The sequence below is a fragment of the Azorhizobium sp. AG788 genome (assembly GCF_004364705.1).
Taxonomy (GTDB): Bacteria; Pseudomonadota; Alphaproteobacteria; order Rhizobiales; family Xanthobacteraceae; genus Azorhizobium; species Azorhizobium caulinodans.
In genome coordinates this window covers 602,674-621,497 of the sequence record NZ_SOBM01000001.1, presented here as the reverse complement: position 1 = coordinate 621,497, position 18,824 = coordinate 602,674, and the positions used below count along the sequence as shown (strand labels likewise).

General features: G+C 69.0%; 12 protein-coding genes. 7 read left to right on the top strand and 5 right to left on the bottom strand.

Annotated elements, in window-relative coordinates:
* Positions 1–24 precede the first annotated feature (24 nt).
* Both DFO45_RS02855 and DFO45_RS02850 read right to left on the bottom strand, forming a co-directional pair.
* Entirely contained in the window at positions 25–3,447 is a 3,423-nt protein-coding gene (locus tag DFO45_RS02855) for an autotransporter domain-containing protein (protein WP_166657033.1), read from the bottom strand.
* Between the two features lie 229 nt (positions 3,448–3,676).
* Complete coding sequence (locus DFO45_RS02850; protein ID WP_133863663.1) at positions 3,677–5,059, bottom strand: glutamine synthetase family protein; 1,383 nt, start codon at positions 5,057–5,059, stop codon at positions 3,677–3,679.
* Positions 5,060–5,313: 254 nt separating this feature from the next.
* Between DFO45_RS02850 and DFO45_RS02845 the strand changes: the two genes are divergently transcribed.
* The 3 genes from DFO45_RS02845 to DFO45_RS02835 are packed head-to-tail and all read left to right on the top strand — an operon-like array spanning position 5,314 to position 8,367.
* Positions 5,314–6,819, top strand: a complete 1,506-nt coding sequence (locus DFO45_RS02845) for a CHASE3 domain-containing protein (RefSeq protein ID WP_133863662.1) — start codon at positions 5,314–5,316, stop codon at positions 6,817–6,819.
* A complete protein-coding gene (locus tag DFO45_RS02840) occupies positions 6,812–7,249 on the top strand; it encodes a response regulator (protein WP_012172173.1) in 438 nt (145 codons plus the stop codon). The genes DFO45_RS02845 and DFO45_RS02840 overlap by 8 nt, the downstream gene beginning before the upstream one ends.
* Positions 7,250–7,308: 59 nt before the next feature.
* Positions 7,309–8,367, top strand: a complete 1,059-nt coding sequence (locus DFO45_RS02835; protein ID WP_348633836.1) for a response regulator — start codon at positions 7,309–7,311, stop codon at positions 8,365–8,367.
* A 17-nt stretch (positions 8,368–8,384) separates the two neighbouring features.
* Here the strand turns inward: DFO45_RS02835 and DFO45_RS02830 are convergent, their stop codons facing one another.
* Positions 8,385–8,726: a rhodanese-like domain-containing protein gene (locus tag DFO45_RS02830; protein ID WP_133863661.1), complete on the bottom strand. Its 342-nt coding sequence runs from the start codon at positions 8,724–8,726 to the stop codon at positions 8,385–8,387.
* A 326-nt stretch (positions 8,727–9,052) separates the two neighbouring features.
* Here DFO45_RS02830 and DFO45_RS02825 point away from each other — a divergent pair, with 326 nt between their 5' ends.
* The 3 genes from DFO45_RS02825 (at position 9,053) to DFO45_RS25175 (ending at position 12,286) form a co-directional block, all read left to right on the top strand.
* Positions 9,053–9,364 carry a glycine zipper domain-containing protein gene (locus DFO45_RS02825; protein ID WP_133863660.1) on the top strand — a complete coding sequence of 104 codons (312 nt, stop codon included), beginning with the start codon at positions 9,053–9,055 and terminating at the stop codon, positions 9,362–9,364.
* 208 nt (positions 9,365–9,572) lie between these two features.
* Positions 9,573–10,508, top strand: coding sequence for a GTP-binding protein (locus tag DFO45_RS02820; RefSeq protein ID WP_133863659.1), 936 nt, complete (start codon positions 9,573–9,575; stop codon positions 10,506–10,508).
* A 227-nt stretch (positions 10,509–10,735) separates the two neighbouring features.
* On the top strand, positions 10,736–12,286 hold the full coding sequence (locus DFO45_RS25175; RefSeq protein ID WP_245517930.1) for a cell wall hydrolase: 1,551 nt from the start codon (positions 10,736–10,738) through the stop codon (positions 12,284–12,286).
* Positions 12,287–12,381: 95 nt separating this feature from the next.
* Here the strand turns inward: DFO45_RS25175 and DFO45_RS02810 are convergent, their stop codons facing one another.
* Positions 12,382–14,661, bottom strand: a complete 2,280-nt coding sequence (locus tag DFO45_RS02810) for an NADP-dependent malic enzyme (RefSeq protein ID WP_012172179.1) — start codon at positions 14,659–14,661, stop codon at positions 12,382–12,384.
* A gap of 162 nt (positions 14,662–14,823) precedes the next feature.
* On the opposite strand from DFO45_RS02810, the gene DFO45_RS02805 reads away from it, so the two are divergent.
* Positions 14,824–16,860 carry a hypothetical protein gene (locus DFO45_RS02805; RefSeq protein WP_133863658.1) on the top strand — a complete coding sequence of 679 codons (2,037 nt, stop codon included), beginning with the start codon at positions 14,824–14,826 and terminating at the stop codon, positions 16,858–16,860.
* 43 nt (positions 16,861–16,903) lie between these two features.
* Here the strand turns inward: DFO45_RS02805 and DFO45_RS02800 are convergent, their stop codons facing one another.
* Positions 16,904–18,817: an FUSC family protein gene (locus tag DFO45_RS02800; protein WP_133863657.1), complete on the bottom strand. Its 1,914-nt coding sequence runs from the start codon at positions 18,815–18,817 to the stop codon at positions 16,904–16,906.
* Positions 18,818–18,824: the final 7 nt, after the last annotated feature.

Here is an 18,824-nt window from a genome sequence, read left to right as displayed (position 1 = left end):
CCCAGAGACCGCCCTCCCACGTCCTCAGAAGCGCCAGGAGAGGATCCCCTTCACGGCCGTCTCCGTGAAGCCGGAGGCGATCTGGCCGTTATAGGCGAGCGACAGGTCGAGATTGTCCGCGAGCTTCGCGCCTGCGCCGAGGCCCAGCAGCAGAGCGTCGGTGGCGAGCGGCGCCCCCGCCACGGCGAAGGGCAGCGAGCCGGCCGCGAAGGTGAAGGTGGTCGTGGGCGTCACATCGCCGAAGGCATGCTGCCAGCCGACGCTGCCCGTGAGCGCCACGGGCACGGCCCCCACCTGCACAGTCGTGCGCGCCCGCAGGCCCAGCGTCGTGCTCAGCGTGTCGAAGCTCGCGCTTTGTGCCCGGAGCGCCGCCGGCCCGAAGGGCTCTGTGAAGCCGTTGGTGGAAAGCGCCGTGTAGGCGAGACCGGCGAAGGGCTCAAGGCTCACCGGCAGTCCCTCGGTCCTGGGCGCGTAGGTATAGGCGAGTTCGCCAAACACCTGCGCCGTTCCCGCCGAATAGCCGGTGCCATAGCCGGCCACGAGACCTGGCGCCGTGACGGTGCGGCTCACCGAGAGATCGTGCCAGCTATAGGCCGCACCCGCCCGCAGCGCGAAGGCCCCGTTGGCATCGCCCCCGAAGGTCCGGCCGGCATAGAGGGCCAGATCGTAATTGTCGCTGGTGCCGCTGCCCGGCAGGCTGTCCGTGCTGAAGTCCGACTGGCTGTAGCCGCCGGCCACGCCCACCCGCCAGTCCGACAGACGCCCGTCGAGACCGATGAGGAAGCCGGTGAGAGACCGCGTCATGGCGGAGGCATTGCCGTCGCTGGCCGTGCTGCCCCACCCGCCATAGGCCTGCCCCCAGAGCGTCGTTCCGAAGCCATCGACGGGTGCGAGCTGCGCCGTGCCCGGCGCGCCTTCCGCCTGCGCGAGGCGGCCGGTCACGGCGTTGCGCACGTAAGAGGACTGAACCTGGAGCACGCCTTGCGCGGAGGCATAGATCTCGCCGGAGAGGCTGGCCAGCGCCGCCGGCGCCGCAGCCCCCGGCATGACCGCGAGTGCCTGCCCCAGCGGCTGCGCGAGCGCCACCGTATCGGCGGCACGCCCGACGGCGGCGGCATTGCCGGTAGGGGCGAGGGCCGCATAGGAGACGGCGCTGCGGTTCAGCGTCAGGAGGCCGCTGTCGGCGCCGGAGCCGAGGCTCGCCGAGAGGAAGGGATAGACCGCCCCGGCCGTGCCCAAATAGGGACCGCCGACCGTGAAATTGGAAGCCGTCGTGCCGGCCGAGAAGACGCGGTAGCCGGCCCCGAGCGCCGGCGCGAAACCTTCGCCGGGAATGGGCACGAGTACGGCGCCACCGGCCGTCAGCGTGCCGCCCACGATCAGCCGGTCGGATGTGCCCGGCGTGCCAAGCTCGGCCAGCAGCACGGCTCCCGGCTCGAACGTGGCATTCTCCCGGACGACGTGGGTGCCGATGGAATTGCCCGGCGACAGCGCGCCGCCGGTGCGCACCAGCAGATGGCCCACGGTGCCGTTGCCGCCGAAGGTGCCGGTGTTCTCGACGGTGCCGGTGATGGTGCCGTTGTTGGTGAACTGGCCGGCATTGGTCACATTGCCGGTGATGCCGCCGGCGTTCACGAAGGCTCCGGTGTTCGCGACAGTGACCGGGGGCGTGGCCGCACCGGGCCCGATGCTGCCGTTGTTGGTGAAGCGGCCGGAGTTCTGCACCGTCCCGGCGATGGTGCCGGTGGTGGCGCTGGTGAACTGTCCGGTGTTCGTCACGTTGCCGGTGATGGAGCCGGCATTCAGGAAGACGCCGGAGTTCGCGATGTTCGCGGTGAAGGCGCCCGTCGCGGTGTTGGTCGCCGTGCCGGAATTGCTGAAGCTCACCGCGAAGGTGCCGCTGTTCACCACGGTGCCGGCATTGCTCACGCTTACCGAGGACGGCCCGGTAAAGGTTCCGGCGTTCGAGAGGGTGCGCCCCGCCGCGACAGTGTAGCCGCCGCTGGCATCAAGGAAGGTGGCCCCCGCCAGTACGGAGAGGGAGCCGATGAGCGTACCGCCGAGCTGGGTGGTGCCGGTCGCCACCACGGTGCCGCCCGAATGGGTGAGCTGGCCGTTCAACGTGACGCTGCCGCCTTGAAGGGTGAGCTGGCCGGTGCCGGTGAAGTCGCCGTTGAAGGTGGCGGTCGAGCCGGATGCCGTCGCGACGGTCGCGTTCGCAATCAGCAGCACCGGCAGGTTGGTGGCGAAGTCCGACGTGAGATTGAGGGTGCCCTGCGCGGCGATCATCTGCGTGACCTGCGCCGTGCTGCCCGGATAATTGTTCAGCGCGAGGCCGATGAAGCCGCCGTCCGCATCATACAGCACATTGTAGCCGGCATAGGTGTGCAGGCCGGAATTGATGAAGCCGGAGGATGAATCGAAGAAGCTCACCCGTGTCGGCGTCTGTGGATTGGTGCTGGCGGGGCTCGTGCTGCTCGGCACCGTGAAGCTGTAGGTGCCGATGCCGTTTCCGAGCTGCAGCGTCACCACGGTGTTCGAGGCCGGCGTGATGGACCCGCCATTGGGAATGCCGATGAAGGCGTCTTCCACGCCCGTGTCCATGAGCAGCGTGCCTTTGCCCGAGGCGCTGCTGGCCGGCGTGCTGGCCCCGGCGGGGGTTGTCACCGTCACGGTCACCGTCGTCGCCAGCCACTGGGGCGCGCCGGCGGTCTGCTTCGGAGCCAGCGCGAGCTGGGCATAGCTGTAGGCCTGCGCCGAGGTGTTGGCCTCGGTCAGTCCCAGATAAACGCCCGTGGGCGTGATGATGTAGCCGTTGCGATAGGCGCCCGAGCCGCTGGTGACCAAATTGAGGAAGGGATTGTAGATCTGCGGCGTGGTCGGCGCCGCGTCGAGCCGGGCGGCGGCGGCCGTGGGGTTGGACGTGTTCACCACGCCCGTGCCCATCGTGTTGCGATCGAAGCCGATGCCCATCATCTGCACGCCGTTGACCGACGTCGCGGCATCGCAGCTGGACGAGTTGGCACCGACGCCGAGGCACTGGGCCTGCGTGACCACCAGCACCGGCACGTTCGAGACCACGGGCGTCGCCGCGCCGTTGGCGTCCTTGCCGGAGAACTGGACATTCTGCTGGCTGAAATAGCCGGTCAGCAGCAGGCCCGAGCTGTTGTAGAAGACCCAGCCCGCCTGCGCATTCACCGGTGCGGTCGTGCTGAGGCCGAGAACGTTCGCTGAGATGACGAGGCCGGTCGAGCCGGTATCCATGGTGGGATAGAGCGTGTGACCGGCCACGGACACGTTGAAATTCATCGTCGTCGCATTGGAGAGCGCGCCCGAAAGGCCCCGCGCATACTCGATGAAGTAGGACTGGCTGTAGCTGTTGTACATCGACCAGGTCAGGGCATCCGCCGCATGGGCCGCCGGCGGCAGCGCCACCGATGCCAGCATCACCGCCCGCCATGCGCGCCGCATCGCGCGCCGGCTGCCGCGCGACATCGCTCCACCGTGCGCCGTTCCAGCGCTCCACCCCACCGCATTCATCACGATCGTCCCCACCAGGATGGTCGACCGTGCCGGGCACCTGCGGTTAGGTCAATGCGGTAGACGGCTACGACGGCACGGGGCGAACCGGGCGTGCCCGGAATGCCACAACCGGACCCTTCTTTTTGCGGCTAAGCTACAGATAAGTCTCATATTCCAGCGGCAGGATGGCGCGGGTGAAGGCCCCGCATTCCTCCTGCTTCATCACCCCATAGATGCGCTGGTAGTCGGCGCCGAAGGTGCGGGTGATGAAGCCGGAAGCGAGGAAGCCCTCCACCGCCGCGGCCATGGAGGGCGACAGCCGCTCCGTCTCGCCCTCGAAGGCGTTGCCACTAAGCGGCGGCGGCGGCTCCATTTCCCGCTCGATGCCTTCCAGCATGCCGGCGAGAATGCCCGCCATGACCAGATGCGGATGGGCCTCGGCCCCGGCGATGCGGTGTTCCAGCCGGCGGGCGGCCGGCGGCCCGTTGGGCACGCGCACGGCCACGGAGCGATTGTCATAGCCCCAGCTGATGCCCGTGGGCGCGTAGCTCGCCGGCACGAGCCGGCGGTAGCCGTTGAAGCTCGGCACGAAGAACAGCAGCGTGTCCTTCATGGTGGCGAGCAGGCCGGCGGCCGCATGGCGCAACAGGCGCTCGCCGACACCGTCGGGCCGGGCGAAGGCATTCGTGCCGTCCACCCCGCCAAGGCTGATGTGCACATGCATGCCATTGCCCGCGAACTCCGCGAAGGGCTTGGCCATGAAGGTGGCCCGCATGCCGTTCCGCCGCGCCACGCCATCGATGAGGCGGCGCAGCAGAATGGCCTCGTCCGCCGCCGCCAGCGCGTCGGGGCGGTGATAGAGATTGATCTCGAACTGCCCCGGCGCGGCTTCCGAAATCACCGTGTCCGCTGGCAGGCCCTGCACCTTCGCCGCCTCCCGCATCTCGTGCAGCACGCCGGCGCAGGCATCGAGATCGGACATGGAATACATGTTCTGCCGGGCTTCGCCCGTGTGCGGGAAGATCGGCACCGGCGCCTCGCCGGGGGCCCAGGGCTTCAGCAGATAGAATTCGAGCTCGAACGCCACCGTGGGCTCGAAGCCCAGAGCCCGCGCCCGCTCCACCTGCCGCACCAGTTGCTGGCGCGGGTCCAGCATCCAGGGCGCGCCGTCGTCCTGATGCATGGTGAGCAGCACCTGCGCCGCCGGACGCGGCGACCAGGGCACCGGCTTCAGCGTGCCGGGGATGGGCCGGCACAGGCCGTCACGGTCGCCGGTCTCGATATGGATGCCGGTGGAATTGACTTCCCGGCCCCAGATATCCAGGCCGAACAGTGAGCGGGGCATCGGCACGCCGTCGCGCCAGATCTTGCCCATGCTGGTGCCGGGCACCCACTTGCCGCGCAGCACGCCGCTGGTATCGGGCAGCAGCACCTCGACGATGTCCGGCTGTCCAAAACGGGCTATGAAATCGGCCGCTTCGTCCCCCGACGGAGCAGCTTCGGCGCCCGCAGCGCGGTCGCATTCGGCAGCTTGCATGTGACTTCCGTAAAAAAATGCGATTTTTCCATCATCCAAGCGCGTCTCGATGGAACCGACAAGCTTCAGCGGAGCTTATTGCCTCCGTTGATGCGTGTCGGGAGTTTGGTCTTGGACAAGGGGCTGCCAGTCGCGATGGCCGCGGCGTGGGGGTGCAGGTATGCACCCCTGCGCGCTTTTGTCGTGCGCGGTAGGGCGCATCGTCGGGCCTGCGGCCTTGAAAGGCAAGGGCCGGCTATGGACCGGAGCCGTCCGTGAGCACACCCACCCTCCCCGCACGGTCCGGCCGCCAGGTGCTCCTCCAGGCCACCATGATGGGCTGTGGCCTGGCCGTGCTCGTCGTGATCAGCGTCGCGTCGCTCTTCCTCATCAACCGCACACGCGAGGACGCGAACCAGGTCACCCAGACCCTGCTCATGGAGAATGACCTTTCCACCCTGCGCAACCAGGTGCTGCGCGCCGAAAGCTCCCAGCGCGGTTTCCTGCTGACGGGCGACACCGATTATCTCGGCGCTTTCGATTCGTCGGTCGCCGAAATGGGACCGCTCCTCGACCAGATCAGAGAGCGCCTGCGGGGCGACACGCGCCGCCTCGCCGCGGCAGAGCAACTCACCGATCTGGTGCGCGCCAAGCAGGATGAACTGCGCCACACCGTGCTTCTCAAGCGGTCCGGAAACGACGCCGGCGCCCTCGCCGTGGTGCGCACCGATCGCGGCGAGCGGCTGACGCGCGACATCAGCGCCATCATCGCCACCATGCAGAAGACCGAGCAGGCGCTGCTGGCGGAGCGCTCGGAGACCTCCAGCCGCTCCAGCTTCCTGCTGCTGATCGTCAACCTCGTGGGCGTCGCGGCCCTCATCATCATCGCCGTCATCGGCCTGCGGCTCGCCCAGAAGACCGCCGACGCCCTGCGGCGCGCCCATCACGAGGTGGAAGGCGCCAACCAGATCCTCGAGCAGCGGGTGGCCGAGCGCACCGCCGACCTCCAGGAAGCCAATAACGAGATCCAGAGCTTCGCCTACATCGTCAGCCATGACCTGCGCGCGCCGCTGGTCAACATCATGGGCTTCACCAGCGAACTGGAAGCGCTGCGCACCGACCTGTTCGACCGTCTTGCCGACCTGCGCCGCCGCGTGGGCGAGGAGGCCTCCGACTCGGACGAGGACCTCGACAAGGACTTCAGCGAGGCCTTCGGCTTCATCAAGGCGTCCATCACCAAGATGGACCGCCTCATCAACGCCATCCTCGATCTCTCACGCCAGGGGCGGAAGGAATTCGCCCCCGCCGCCATCAACGTCACCGAGCTGATGCAGGCCATCACCGCGACCATGGCGCATCAGCTGATGGACCGCGAGGCCAAGGTCAGCATCGCGCCCCTGCCCTCGATCATCTCCGACCGGCTCGCCCTCGAACAGGTGTTCACGAACCTGATCGACAATGCGGTGAAGTACCTGCGCCCGGAAGTCCCCGGCCTGATCGAGATCTCGGCGCGCGAGACGCCCGGCTACATCACCTACATGATCCGCGACAACGGCCGCGGCATCGATCCCAACGACCGCGCGCGGGTGTTCGAGCTGTTCCGGCGCTCGGGTCCGCAGGACCGGCCGGGGGAAGGCATCGGGCTCGCCCATGTGCGGGCCCTCGTCCGGCGCCTTGGGGGAGGCATCACGCTGGACTCGGAACTGGGGCAAGGCACCGTCTTCAAGGTGACGCTGCCCCGCAAGCTCGTTGTCGACACTCATGGGGGAAAGAATGCCTGAGCATGTGACCATCGTCATGATCGAGGACGATCCGGGCCACGCGCGGCTGATCGAGAAGAACATCCGCCGCGCCGGCGTGCTCAACGAGATCATGCCCTTCACCGACGGCACCAGCGCCATCTCCTTCCTGTTCGGACCGGACGGAACGGGCGCGGTGAACGCGGGGCGTGCTTTACTGATCCTGCTCGACCTCAACCTGCCCGACACCACCGGGGTCAACATCCTGAAGCGCATCAAGGAAAACGAGCACCTCAAGCGCTCGCCCGTGGTGGTCCTCACCACCACCGACGACAAGGTGGAAATCCAGCGCTGCTATGACCTCGGCGCCAATGTGTACGTGACAAAGCCGGTCAATTACGAGAACTTCTCCAATGCCGTGCGTCAGCTCGGCCTGTTCTTCTCGGTCATCCAGGTGCCAGAGGCAAAGTAATGGGCGAAGCGGCGCGCAAGGACGCCCCCCCGGACATGGCGGGGGCGACCGAGATCCGGATGCTCTATATTGACGATGATCCGGGGCTCGCGCGTCTTGTGCAGCGCCAGCTCGGTCGCCGCGGCTATGCGGTGGAGACCGCCGCCTCAGGGGTGGAAGGTCTGGAGCGCATCCGCGCCGGCGGCATCGACGTGGTGGCGCTCGACCATTACATGCCGGGGCAGGACGGGCTCCAGACGCTGGAGGCCATCCGCGCCCTGCCCGCCCCGCCGCCCGTGGTCTATGTCACCGGCACGCAGGAAAGCCGCGTCGCCGTCGCGGCCCTGAAGGCCGGGGCGGCGGACTATGTGGTGAAGGAAGTCCAGGGCGACTTCATCGAACTCCTCACCTCCGCCATCAACGCCGCCCTCGAACAGGTGAAGATGCGCCGCGCCCACGAGGCGGCGGAGGCCGAGATCCGCGCCGCCCGCGACCGCTTCGAGGCGCTGGCGGCCGAACGGGCGATGCTGCTGCGGGAGATGAACCACAGGGTCGGCAATTCGTTGCAGATCATCATGTCGCTGCTGCACCTCCAGGCGGGCGCCACCGACAATGAGGAGGTGCAGACGGCGCTCAGCAACGCGCGCGGGCGCGTCGCCGCTGTCGCGCAGGTGCACCGCCGGCTCTATACGTCCGAACAGGTGGGCAGCGTCTCGGTGGACCAGTATCTGGGCGCGCTGCTGGACGACCTCCAGATCTCCGCCCAGCATGGCGACGTGGGCATCACCATCGACACCGACATCGCACCGCTCGACATTGATCCGGATCGGGCGGTGGCGCTCGGCGTGGTGGTCACCGAACTCGTCATCAACGCCTCGAAATATGCCTATCCCGGCAGCAAGGGGCCGGTGCGCGTCACGCTGGCGGTGGACGGGCCGCAGGCGCGTCTCAGTGTCGAGGACGACGGCATCGGTCTTGGCGGCGAGACGGCGGCCAAGGGCAACGGCCTCGGCAACCGCATCGTCACCGCCATGGCCTCCAAGCTGGGGGCGTCGCTGGCCTTCCTGCCGAAGGACAAGGGCACGTCCGTGCGCATGGAGTTTCCGCTCCAGCCGCAGGACGGCCGGAGCGCCCACTGATAAGCGGCGCTGGCCGCTCAGCCGACGTCGGTGGGGAAGCCCGCTTCCTTCCAGCCGAGAATGCCGCCCTGCATATGCTCCTCATAGGGCAGGCCCGCCGCCTGCGCGAGGGCGAGCGCCTTCTGGGAGCGCTGGCCGGAGCGGCAGGAAAAGACGAGCCTTTTGCCCTGCGGGTCCGGCAAGGCTGACGCATCGAACGTCTGCAGGGGGAAAAGGACAGAACCGGGAATGCGCTCGGCCGTCGTCTCATTGGGTTCGCGCACGTCCACCAGCAGGATGGTGCCATCCTCCAGACCGGCCTTCACATCCGCCGGCGTGAGATGCACGACGTGGCCGCCGAAGGGATTGATTTCACTCATCTGGCGATCTCCATTTCGGCGTCCAACCTGCCCCATGCGGGCGCGGGCTGGCAAGCGCTTCGCGACGCGCCCGCTCCCCGCATGTCCCTCGCATCGTCACGGCTTGCGCGCATCCCCGCAGGATAATCGCATGCGTTGAATACAACGTACCAAAGCACCTCTTTGCGCCATTTGGATACCTTGCACAACGTAAGATTGTACCAAGAATTCCTCCCGAACCGGCCCCGCTCATCTGCCGTTCATGTTCGATTTGATAGGTGGGAGACGTTATCGCGTTGCCGCCGAGCGGCGGTTCGGAGAGAGGATCGATGCACGGGCGTCCGTGGATGATCGCGCTGGTCGCAGGAGCGATGGGGCTCATGGGCGTGTCGGGTGAGGCGAAAGCCCAGAACGACGCGGTGCCGGGCGCGATCTTCGGCGGCGTGGCCGGCGCGCTGATCGGCGGTGCCGTGAGCGGCAAGGCCGGCGGCGCCGTCGCCGGAGCCCTCATCGGCGGTACGACCGGCGCCATTGTCGGCTCGCAGGTCAACCGCCCCCCGCCGCCGCCTCCGGCGTACTATTTCTGGAATGGGAACCGGTGCTTCTACCGGTACCCCAACGGGCAGGTGATCCGCGTGTCGCGCGGATATTGCCAGTAGAGCTATTGGTCGGTTTCGTTCCCCCGCACGGTTCCGATCAGTGGAAAGGCGTCGGCTTCGGCCGGCGCCTTTTTACTTTCGGCGTCCGGTTTGATTTCTGCGGCGGCGACGCGCTCCGGAGCCGGATCCGTCTCGTTTTCAGAAGTTGGAGGGCGATTCACTGCTCAGATGGATGCAATCCGAGCGGATCGCGCTCTAGAGTGCGGCCATGACGCGCACCCGCTTTGCCCTGCCCTCCCTTGATGACCTCACCACCGGCGGCAAGCGTGCCGTTGCCGCGGCCTTGGCCGGCGTCGAGACGGCGCGGGGCACGCCCGCCCTCACCGCCTTGCTTGATGCCGCGGCCGCCAACGCCCGCGCGCAGGTGCTCGGACTCACAGGCCCGCCGGGGGTCGGCAAGTCCACCCTGACGAACGTGCTCGTGCAGCGCGCCCGCGCCGCGGGCCGCACCGTGGCGGTGCTGGCGGTCGATCCTTCCTCCCGCCGCACCGGCGGCGCCCTGCTGGGCGACCGCGCGCGCATCCAGACCGATCCGGAGGACCGGGGCGTGTTCGTGCGCTCCATGGCGGCGCGGGACCGGCTGGGCGGCCTCTCGGATGATGCGGTGGCCGCCGCCGTGCTGCTGCGCGCGGTCTATGATCTCGTGATCGTGGAGACAGTCGGCGTCGGCCAGTCGGAAGCGGACATCGACCTCATCGCGGATACGGTGGTGCTGTGCATCCAGCCCGCCTCCGGCGACAGCCTCCAGTTCATGAAGGCGGGCGTCATGGAACTGCCCGACGTCATCGTGGTGACCAAGGCCGACATGGCCGAGATGTCCCGCCGCGCCGCCGCCGACGTGAGCGGCGCGCTGGCACTCGCCGGCGAAGACGGCGCCTGGTGCGTTCCGGTGATTCGCCTCTCCGCCGCGACGGGGGAAGGCATCGACGCCTTTGCCGAGGCCGTCGCCAACCACCGCGCCTTCCTCGACGCGGATGATCGCCTCTCCGACCGGCGGTCCACGCAGGAAAAGCGCTGGGTCGAGGAGGCGGTCAAGGTGCGGTTCGGCACCGACGGGCTGCGCCGCGCCCGGGCGCTCGCCGTGCCCGAGAGCGGTCCCTTCACCCGAGAGGCCTTTCTCGCGACATGCTTAACCGGCGGGTAAGGTTGATAAATCATTCTAGCCGCGTGTCCGGCGCTGCGCCGGGTGCGCGGGTGCGTTCCTGCCCGCCGGTCCCGCCGGCAGGCCCGTGGAGCCCCGCCTGACAGTTCGGGGCATCAGGGATGGCGGAACGGCCGAAGGGCGCGCAACGCGATGGCGTCGCGCGTGGTGAGGACTTGCGTGCGCGCGACAGCCGCGAGCCGGAGCGGCCCCGCGGCCGGCGGAACGGCATGCTGCGTCAGGCTGCCTATGGGCTCGCCGCCCTGGCTGCCTCCACCGTCGCGGCGGGCCCTGCCGCCCAGCCGGCGCTGGCGCAGTCGCTGCCCTCCGACGCCATGCTCTCGCGCAGCTTTTCCGACCGCACGCCCAACATGCTGCTGAGCAGCCCGCTGAAAGCGCTGAAGGTCGCGACCCTCGACCTGCCGCCGGCCATCGGCAGCGGCCTCGGTTTCACCGTGCCTGACAGTCCCGCCGCCACCGACCCCGCCCGCGTCACCAGCCGCGCGGCGCCGAAGATCCCCGCCCGCGCCGAGGAGGATGGCTATGCCTATCCCCCGCCGCTTGTGCTCGATGCACCGGTGAAGCCGGCGGAAACCGAAGCCTCTGCGCCCGCTGCGGCTCCGCCCTCTGCCGATCCCTCCGCAGCAGAGGATCCGGCACGGGCCTCCGCCCTCGCCCCCGCCGCCGATGCCCTAGCGCCAGTTGTGCAGGCACCCCGCGCACCGGAAGCCGGCGCTGCGGCCGAGGCCGTCATCGCGGCCCCCACATCGCCCGTCATCGTGGCCGCGCTCCCCGATGCCGCGAGTGCCGTTCCCTCGGTCCCGGCACCGGCCCTCGCGGCCGCGACGCCGGATGCGGACGACGCGGCCCCCGCGGACGCCGAGACGCCCGCCCTCTTCGGCCCCGCCCCCGTGGCCACGAACGGCTATCTGGAAATTGCCCTCGACAGCCTGCTCTCGCTGCCCGGCATCGAGGACCAGATGGTGGCGAGCGACGATGCGAGCCCGGAGCTTTTCGGGCCGGACATCAGCGGCGCCGACGTGGACCCGAATGCGCTCGCCGCGCCCGAGCGGCACGGCGGCATCGGCAGCGACGCCCTGTTCCCCACACTGCCCGACGATCAGGGCTGGGCGGATCTCGGCACCGGCGCGGACGGTGAGGAGAGCCCTCTCTATCGCGACCGCTCGGTGGTGTTCGGCGTCAATCCCGATGTCTTCCCGGCGCAGCCCTTCGAGCATTCGCTGGTGAGCATTCCGGCGAGCCTCGTGCCCATGCCGCTCTCGCCGCCGCCGGAGCGGGGCGAGCCGCTGTTCGGCCGCACGGGACCGGCCGGAGCCACATTCGCCGAGCGTCTCGGCCTCACCGGCCCGGATCGCGCCCGCGCCGAGAAGTGCCTCGCCGAAGCCATTTATTTCGAGAGCCGGGGCGAGCCCAAGCGCGGCCAGATCGCCGTTGCGCAGGTGGTCATGAACCGCGTCTTTTCAGGCTATTATCCCAATGACGTCTGCAAGACCGTCTATCAGAACGCCCACCGGCACCTCGCCTGCCAGTTCACCTTCGCCTGCGACGATGTGAAGGACGTGGTGCGCGAGCCGGACATGTGGGTGCAGGCCAAGGAGATCGCCGCCGACATGCTGGACGGCAAGCTCTGGCTCGACAGCGTCGGACCCGCGACCCACTACCACGCCTACTGGGTCCACCCCTCCTGGGTACGGGAGATGCGCAAGCTGGACCGCATCGGGGTGCACACGTTCTACCGGCCCAAGCGCTGGGCGAGCTGACCGGCTAGGCACCTTCCCGAATCAAAAAGGCCCCGGCGCCAGAAGCGCCGGGGCCTTTTGTTTGGGCCGGGCCGCCGGAAGGCAGCCCTTGAGGATCAGGCTTCGCTCTGGGCTTCCACCACGGCGACGGCCGTCATGTTGACGATGCCGCGGGCGGTCACGGTGGGGCCGAGGATGTGCGCCGGCTTGGCGGTGCCCATGAGGATGGGGCCGACCGGGAGCGCGTCGCCCAGCACCTTGATCATGTTGTAGGCGATGTCCGCCGCATCGAGGTCGGGCATCACCAGCACGTTGGCCACGCCCTGGAGGCGCGAGTGGGGGAGAATGCGCTCGCGGGCATCCGGCAGCAGCGCGAGTTCCGCCTGCATCTCGCCATCCACCTCAAGCTCCGGCGCGCGGTCCTTGAGGATGTCGAGGGCCGCACGGACCCGGCGGGCGCAGACGGTGTCGTTGCTGCCGAAATTGGAGTGCGACAGCAGGGCCACCTTCGGCTCGATGCCGAAGCGCCGCACGTGCGCGGCGGCGAGGATGGTCATCTCCGCAAGGTCCGCGGCGTTCGGCTCGGTCTGCACCTGCGTGTCACACAGGAACAAATTGCCCTTCGGAGTGATGAGCAGCGAGAGCGCGGCCAGTTCGCGCACGCCCGGAGCTAGGCCGATGATGTCGCGCACATGACGCAGATGGCGGGAGAAGCGGCCTTCGATGCCGCACAGCATGGCATCCGCCTCGCCCTTCTTCACGGCCAGCGCCGAGATGACGGTCGAGGAGGTGCGCACCAGCGTGCGGGCGGCATCCGGCGTCACGCCGCGACGGCCAGCGATCTCGATGTAGGAGCGCACGAAGTCGCGGTAGCGCGGATCGTCTTCGGGGTTGATGACCTCGAAGTCCTTGCCGGGACGGATCGAGAGACCGAAGCGCTGGAGGCGGGCTTCGAGCACGCTCGGGCGGGCGACGAGGATGGGATGGGCAATGCCCTCCTCGATCACCGCCTGCGCGGCGCGCAGCACGCGCTCGTCCTCGCCCTCGGCGTAGATGACGCGCTTCTTGTCCTGCTTCGCGCGCTGGAACAGCGGACGCATGATGAAGCCGGAGCGGAAGACGAACTCGTCGAGCTTCTCGTTATAGGCGTCGAAATCGGCGATGGGCCGGGTGGCGACGCCGGTGTCCATGGCCGCCTTGGCCACCGCCGGGGCGATGCGCAGGATGAGGCGCGGATCGAACGGCGAGGGAATGATGCTGTCCGCACCGAAGGCGCGGGTCTCGCCGCCATAGGCGCGGGCCACCACGTCGGAGGGCGTCTCGCGGGCGAGCGCGGCGATGGCTTCCACCGCCGCCATCTTCATCTCGGCATTGATGTCGGTGGCACCCACATCCAGCGCGCCGCGGAAGATGTAGGGGAAGCAGAGGACGTTGTTCACCTGGTTCGGGAAGTCCGAACGGCCGGTGCAGATCATGGCGTCGGGCCGCACGGCGCGGGCCTCTTCCGGCATGATCTCGGGATTGGGGTTGGCGAGCGCGAGGATGAGCGGGCGATCCGCCATGCGCTGGACCATCTCCGGCTTCAGCACGCCGCCGGCGGAGAGGCCGAGGAAGATGTGCGCGCCGTCGATCACCTCGGCGAGCGTGCGGGCGTCGGTCTTCTGAGCATAGACAGACTTGTAGGGGTCCATGAGGGTCTCGCGGCCTTCATAGACCACGCCCTCAATGTCGCAGACCCAGATGTTCTCGCGCTTGGCGCCGAGGGTCACCAGCAGGTTGAGGCAGGCGATGGCCGCCGCGCCCGCACCGGAGGTGACGATCTTGAGGTCTTCGATCTTGCGGTTGCCGATCTCCAGCGCGTTGCGCACGGCCGCGCCCACGATGATGGCGGTGCCATGCTGGTCGTCATGGAAGACCGGGATCTTCATGCGCTCGCGCAGGCGCTTCTCCACCTCGAAGCACTCGGGCGCCTTGATGTCCTCAAGGTTGATGCCGCCGAAGGTGGGCTCCAGCGCGGCCACCGTCTCGACCAGATGGTCGATCTCGGTGGCGGCGAGCTCGATGTCGAACACGTCGATGCCGGCGAATTTCTTGAACAGGACCGCCTTGCCCTCCATCACGGGCTTGGAGGCGAGCGGGCCGATGTTTCCGAGGCCGAGCACGGCGGTGCCGTTGGACACCACCGCCACAAGATTGGCGCGGGTGGTCAGTTCTGCGGCCTGGAGCGGGTCAGCCTTGATGGCCTCGCAGGCCGCGGCGACGCCGGGAGAATAGGCCAGAGCGAGATCGCGCTGATTGCCGAGGGGCTTGGTCGCCTGGATTTCCAGTTTCCCAGGCTTGGGGCTGCGATGGTAGACAAGCGCGCCGGATTTCAGATCCTCGGAAATGTTCGACATGTTTGACGCCATGTCCTCCCCCAAGCCTCTCTTACAGATGTCCACCGAACGGGCGGGCAACCTATCCCCCGCGGCGGGGGATGTCACGGTCTGGCATGGCGATTTCGCGGCGAATAGCGCCAAGCTCGGTGGATTCGGTTCCACGTGGAGGAAAAAGCACGCATGAAAAAGGTCATCATCACTGTCGCAGTGATCGCCGTACTGGGTGTCGGCGGCTATTTCGGCTTCGACCGGTTCGTGCAGATGCGCGCCCGCAACGACGTGGAGACTGTCTTTGCGTCCCTGCGCCAGAAGGGCGCCCAGGCGAGCTACAAGGATGTCGCCTTCACCCTCTCCGGCCGCCGCCTCACGGTGACCGGCATCGAGATCACCGGCCCCGCTGCCGGCCAGCAGGTGAAGCTGGAGCGGCTGGACGCCCAGGAGGTGACCTCGCCCTCCGGCGGCACGGTGCAGGCCAAGTCGGTCGAACTCACGGGCCTCAGCGTCGCCGTGACGGACCCGCTGGCCGCCCAGACCAAGGTCACCTATTCCGCGCCACAGGTCAGCCTCGTCGGCTATTCCGGGCCGGACCGCATGCCCGCCGTGCCCCCGGGCAGCAAGGCGACGCAGGCCCTGCGCGACGGCCTCGTGCTGTTCGGCGCGGTGCGCATCGACAGCGTGAGCATTCCCAAGCTCAGCGGCGATGTGACGCCCCCGCCGGCGCAGGGCGACAAGCCGGCGGCGGCGCCCTCCAGCTTCACCTATGAGGCCCTCACGGCCTCCGGCATCGGCGAGGGACGCATCGCCGAGCTGAAGGTCGGCAAGATGCTCGTGTCCACCACCACTGTCATCGAAGCCACGACGGTGCCCGTCGTGGTGGACGTGGCCGACCTGCGCGCCTCCGGCATCGACACCGGGCCGATCCGCATGCTGACCGACGCCGAGCCCAAGGCCTCCAGCCCGCTGCCCATCTACGAGAAGATCAGCACCGGCGCCTATCGCCTGCGGCACAAGGAGACCAACCTCTTCTCGGCCGGCAGCCTGAGCGCGCAGCGCGTGGCCATCAATCCCGAGAAGCTGTCCATCGAGCGGCTCCAGCAGCTCTCGGCCCTCGCCCAGCAGCCCCCTTCGGACGACCCCAAGCAGGTGGTCGCCATCGTGGAGCGCACCCTGCCGGTGATCGACGGCTTCGCCGTCGGCCAGATCTCCGTGAACGACATCACGCTGGCCGAGAAGGACGCCGCGGTGAAGATCGCGGCCATGAACATGAAGGGCTTCGTGGACGGTCGTCTGGAGACGCTGGAGGTTCTCGGCCTCACCAGCCAACTCCCCGGCGAGAAGCCCTCCACGGTGAAGCGGGCCGCCATCCTGGGCCTGTCGCTCAAGAGCATTCTTGAGCAGAGCGCGGCCATGGCCAGCAAGGACGACAAGAACGAACTGATCGCCCTCAATGCCAGCGCTGCCGTGCTGAAGAGCTTCTCCGGCTTCGAGCTGGAGGGCCTCGAGGCGCCCTACGACGCCAACGGCAAGATGGTGAGCATCGAGAAGATGTCGCTCTCCTGGGGCGATTTCACCGGCCTCCTGCCCACCCGCGTCGCCTTCCGCCTCGACAAGGTGAGCGGCCCGATCTCGGCGGAGGACGGCGAGCCCTTCAGCTATCTCGCCGCCGCCGGCATGGACCGTACGAGCATCTCGTCCGTGCTCAACCTGAGCTACGACGCCAATGCCCGGAGCCTTGCCCTCGCGCCGGCCTCGCTGGAGCTGGAGAAGGCCTTCTCCGCCAAGATCGAGGCGCGGCTGGAGAACGTGCCGAAGGACGTGTTCGACGCGGCACCCCAGGACGTGATGAACAATCCCACCGCCATCCTCGCCAAGCTGCAGAACGTGACCGCCGGCGCGCTGTCGGTCACCGTGACCGATCTCGGCCTCGCCAATCTGATGCTGAAGCAGCAGGCGGAGCTCGCCGGCGTCGAGCCGGAGGACCTGCGGTCCGAACTCATCTCGGGCATCCAGATGGGCACGCAGGATGCCGCGACCGTCAATCCGGACGCGGCTGCGGTGGGCGAGGCGATCGCCGCCTTCGTGAAGGCGCCGGGCACCATCACCGTCACCCTCACGCCGAAGCGGCCCCTCCCGGTCGCGTCCCTGCTGAGCCTGGACGATCCCTTCGACGCCCTCGCCGCCTTCAAGATGACGGCGACGGCCGGCCCCCGTCCCTGACGGACCGACCGGTGTAGTTTCAAGAGGAGAGCGGCGCGCCGGATCAAGGCGCGCCGTTTTCGTAAGGACCGGATGCCCGGAGCGCTGCCTCCAGCGCCTCATTCGCCGCAGCGAGGTCAGCCGTTGCGGTTTCGCCGTCCGCAGGCGCTGTAAGGGAAGCTTCCGCCCGTACGAGACGGGCTGCCCCATCCGCCGTCAGGACGAGGCTGCCGCTCTCCGCCTGACCGGCCACTTGCCGTGCCCAATGGACCGACGCCAGAAGGGTCCGCGGCAGCGGATCGGGCTCCGCTCCCACCACCAGACGGCGCGCGGCCTCCAGGCTCGCCAGCGCGCCCGCCGCCTCGCGGAAGCTGCGGTCCACCGCCCGCATGGCGCGCACCGGCTGCGCCGACACATCACCCGCGAGGCGCTGCCGCGACAGACGGACCACCTCGGCCAGCCCCGCCATGACGGCCCGCACCTGCCGCGCCAGCAGCGGCCGCGTCGGCACGGGGAAGATGACAAGCGCGCAGAGCATGGCGATGAGACAGCCGGCGCTCACCTCGGCCAGCCGGATCTCCAGCAGCTCGGACATGGTGGCGCCGAGACTGCCGTAGACGAGGCCCACCAGCACGGTGAGGAAGAAGATCGCCTTGGCATAGGCATGCAGGATGAAGAAGGCCCAGCCGGCGACGCAGACGAGCATCAGGGCGACCTCGGCCGCCGGATGTCCCCGGAGGGCGTAGGTCGCCGCCGCGCCGGCCACGACTCCGGCGAGCGTCCCGATGATGCGCTGGGCGCTGCGGTGGATCATCTCGGCGCGCGAGCGCATGCCGAGCAGCACGAGGAAGACGGAGAAGACGCCCCAGAACCAGCGCTCGGGCGAGATGGCGAGCCCCACCCAGAGGGTGAGCGTGCCGGCGAGAGCCACGCGCACCGCCGCCCGCCACGCGAGCGCCACGGGGCCGGCGGCAGGGGCGCCGGGCGCGGGGCGGAAGCCCGTGGCCGCTGCCCCCGCGATCTCCGACATGCGGGCGGCGGCCGCCTCGATGTCGCGCACCGTGCGGCGGGTCGGGCCGCAGGGCACGTCCACACCGCGGGGCGGAGCGAAGGCCCCCTCTTCCAGCCGGGCGGCGCAGGCGAGCAGCAGGCGGGCGCATTCGCGGGGTGGCGGGCGCAGACGCAGCGCCCCCACCGCCTGCTCGAAGGCGAGAACCGCCTCGGCCATGCTTGCGGCATAAGCAGCACCAGCACCGACGCGACCGGCGGCGAGCGCCAGATGGTCCTCCACCAGCAGCGCCACCTCGTTCAGGCGGGCCAAAGCGAGGTCCGGCTCGCGGCCCTCGGCCATCCGCCGCAGCACCGCCGCGCCCCGGCAGGCAAGCGCCTGCACCGCCCGGCGCAGCACGGCGGCGGGCGCGGAGGGCAGGAGAACGCGGCAGACCAGCACCACCACCGCCAGCGCCACCGGCACGATGGCGAGGGCTGCGCCGAGGTCCGCGGGTCCGGGATGGAGGTAGAGCCCGACATAATAGAGCACGCCCGCCACCATGCCCGCTGCGGTCGGGCCGAGACCGAGGGGATGCACGGCGACCGCCAGCGTCAGCACGAGGATGAAGCCCGCCTGCACCAGCGCCGGCCAGGGGGCGAGCAGCGCGCCGCACAGGTAGGTGGAGAGCGCGCAGGTCACGACGAGGCCCAGCGCGCGGGCATAGTCCCGCCAGCCCGTCTGACGCACCAGAACCGGGAGCACCATGGCCAATACCAACGCGGGCGCCGCGACGGTCAGCGGCAGGCCGGCAAGCTTGAGCCCGGGCAACAGGAGACCGCCCGTGAGGATGACGCAGGTCACCACCCGCAGGGCGATGAAGGTGCGCAGCAGGCCGGGATCGGACTGCTGGAGCGCCGCCAGCGCACGCCGGCGCCACGCCAAGGCCGGAAACCGGCGCAGGGGCAGGACGAGCGGGGCAACCGGCATGGGCGCT

Coding starts and splice junctions, on each gene's coding strand:
- DFO45_RS02800 (WP_133863657.1), bottom strand. CDS start 18,817: ATGCCGGTTGCCCCGCTCGTCCTGCCCCTGCGCCGGTTTCCGGCCTTG.
- DFO45_RS02855 (WP_166657033.1), bottom strand. CDS start 3,447: ATGCTGGCATCGGTGGCGCTGCCGCCGGCGGCCCATGCGGCGGATGCC.
- DFO45_RS02810 (WP_012172179.1), bottom strand. CDS start 14,661: ATGTCGAACATTTCCGAGGATCTGAAATCCGGCGCGCTTGTCTACCAT.
- DFO45_RS02830 (WP_133863661.1), bottom strand. CDS start 8,726: ATGAGTGAAATCAATCCCTTCGGCGGCCACGTCGTGCATCTCACGCCG.
- DFO45_RS02805 (WP_133863658.1), top strand. CDS start 14,824: ATGAAAAAGGTCATCATCACTGTCGCAGTGATCGCCGTACTGGGTGTC.
- DFO45_RS02835 (WP_348633836.1), top strand. CDS start 7,309: ATGCTCTATATTGACGATGATCCGGGGCTCGCGCGTCTTGTGCAGCGC.
- DFO45_RS02850 (WP_133863663.1), bottom strand. CDS start 5,059: ATGCAAGCTGCCGAATGCGACCGCGCTGCGGGCGCCGAAGCTGCTCCG.
- DFO45_RS25175 (WP_245517930.1), top strand. CDS start 10,736: ATGCTGCGTCAGGCTGCCTATGGGCTCGCCGCCCTGGCTGCCTCCACC.
- DFO45_RS02825 (WP_133863660.1), top strand. CDS start 9,053: ATGATCGCGCTGGTCGCAGGAGCGATGGGGCTCATGGGCGTGTCGGGT.
- DFO45_RS02840 (WP_012172173.1), top strand. CDS start 6,812: ATGCCTGAGCATGTGACCATCGTCATGATCGAGGACGATCCGGGCCAC.
- DFO45_RS02820 (WP_133863659.1), top strand. CDS start 9,573: ATGACGCGCACCCGCTTTGCCCTGCCCTCCCTTGATGACCTCACCACC.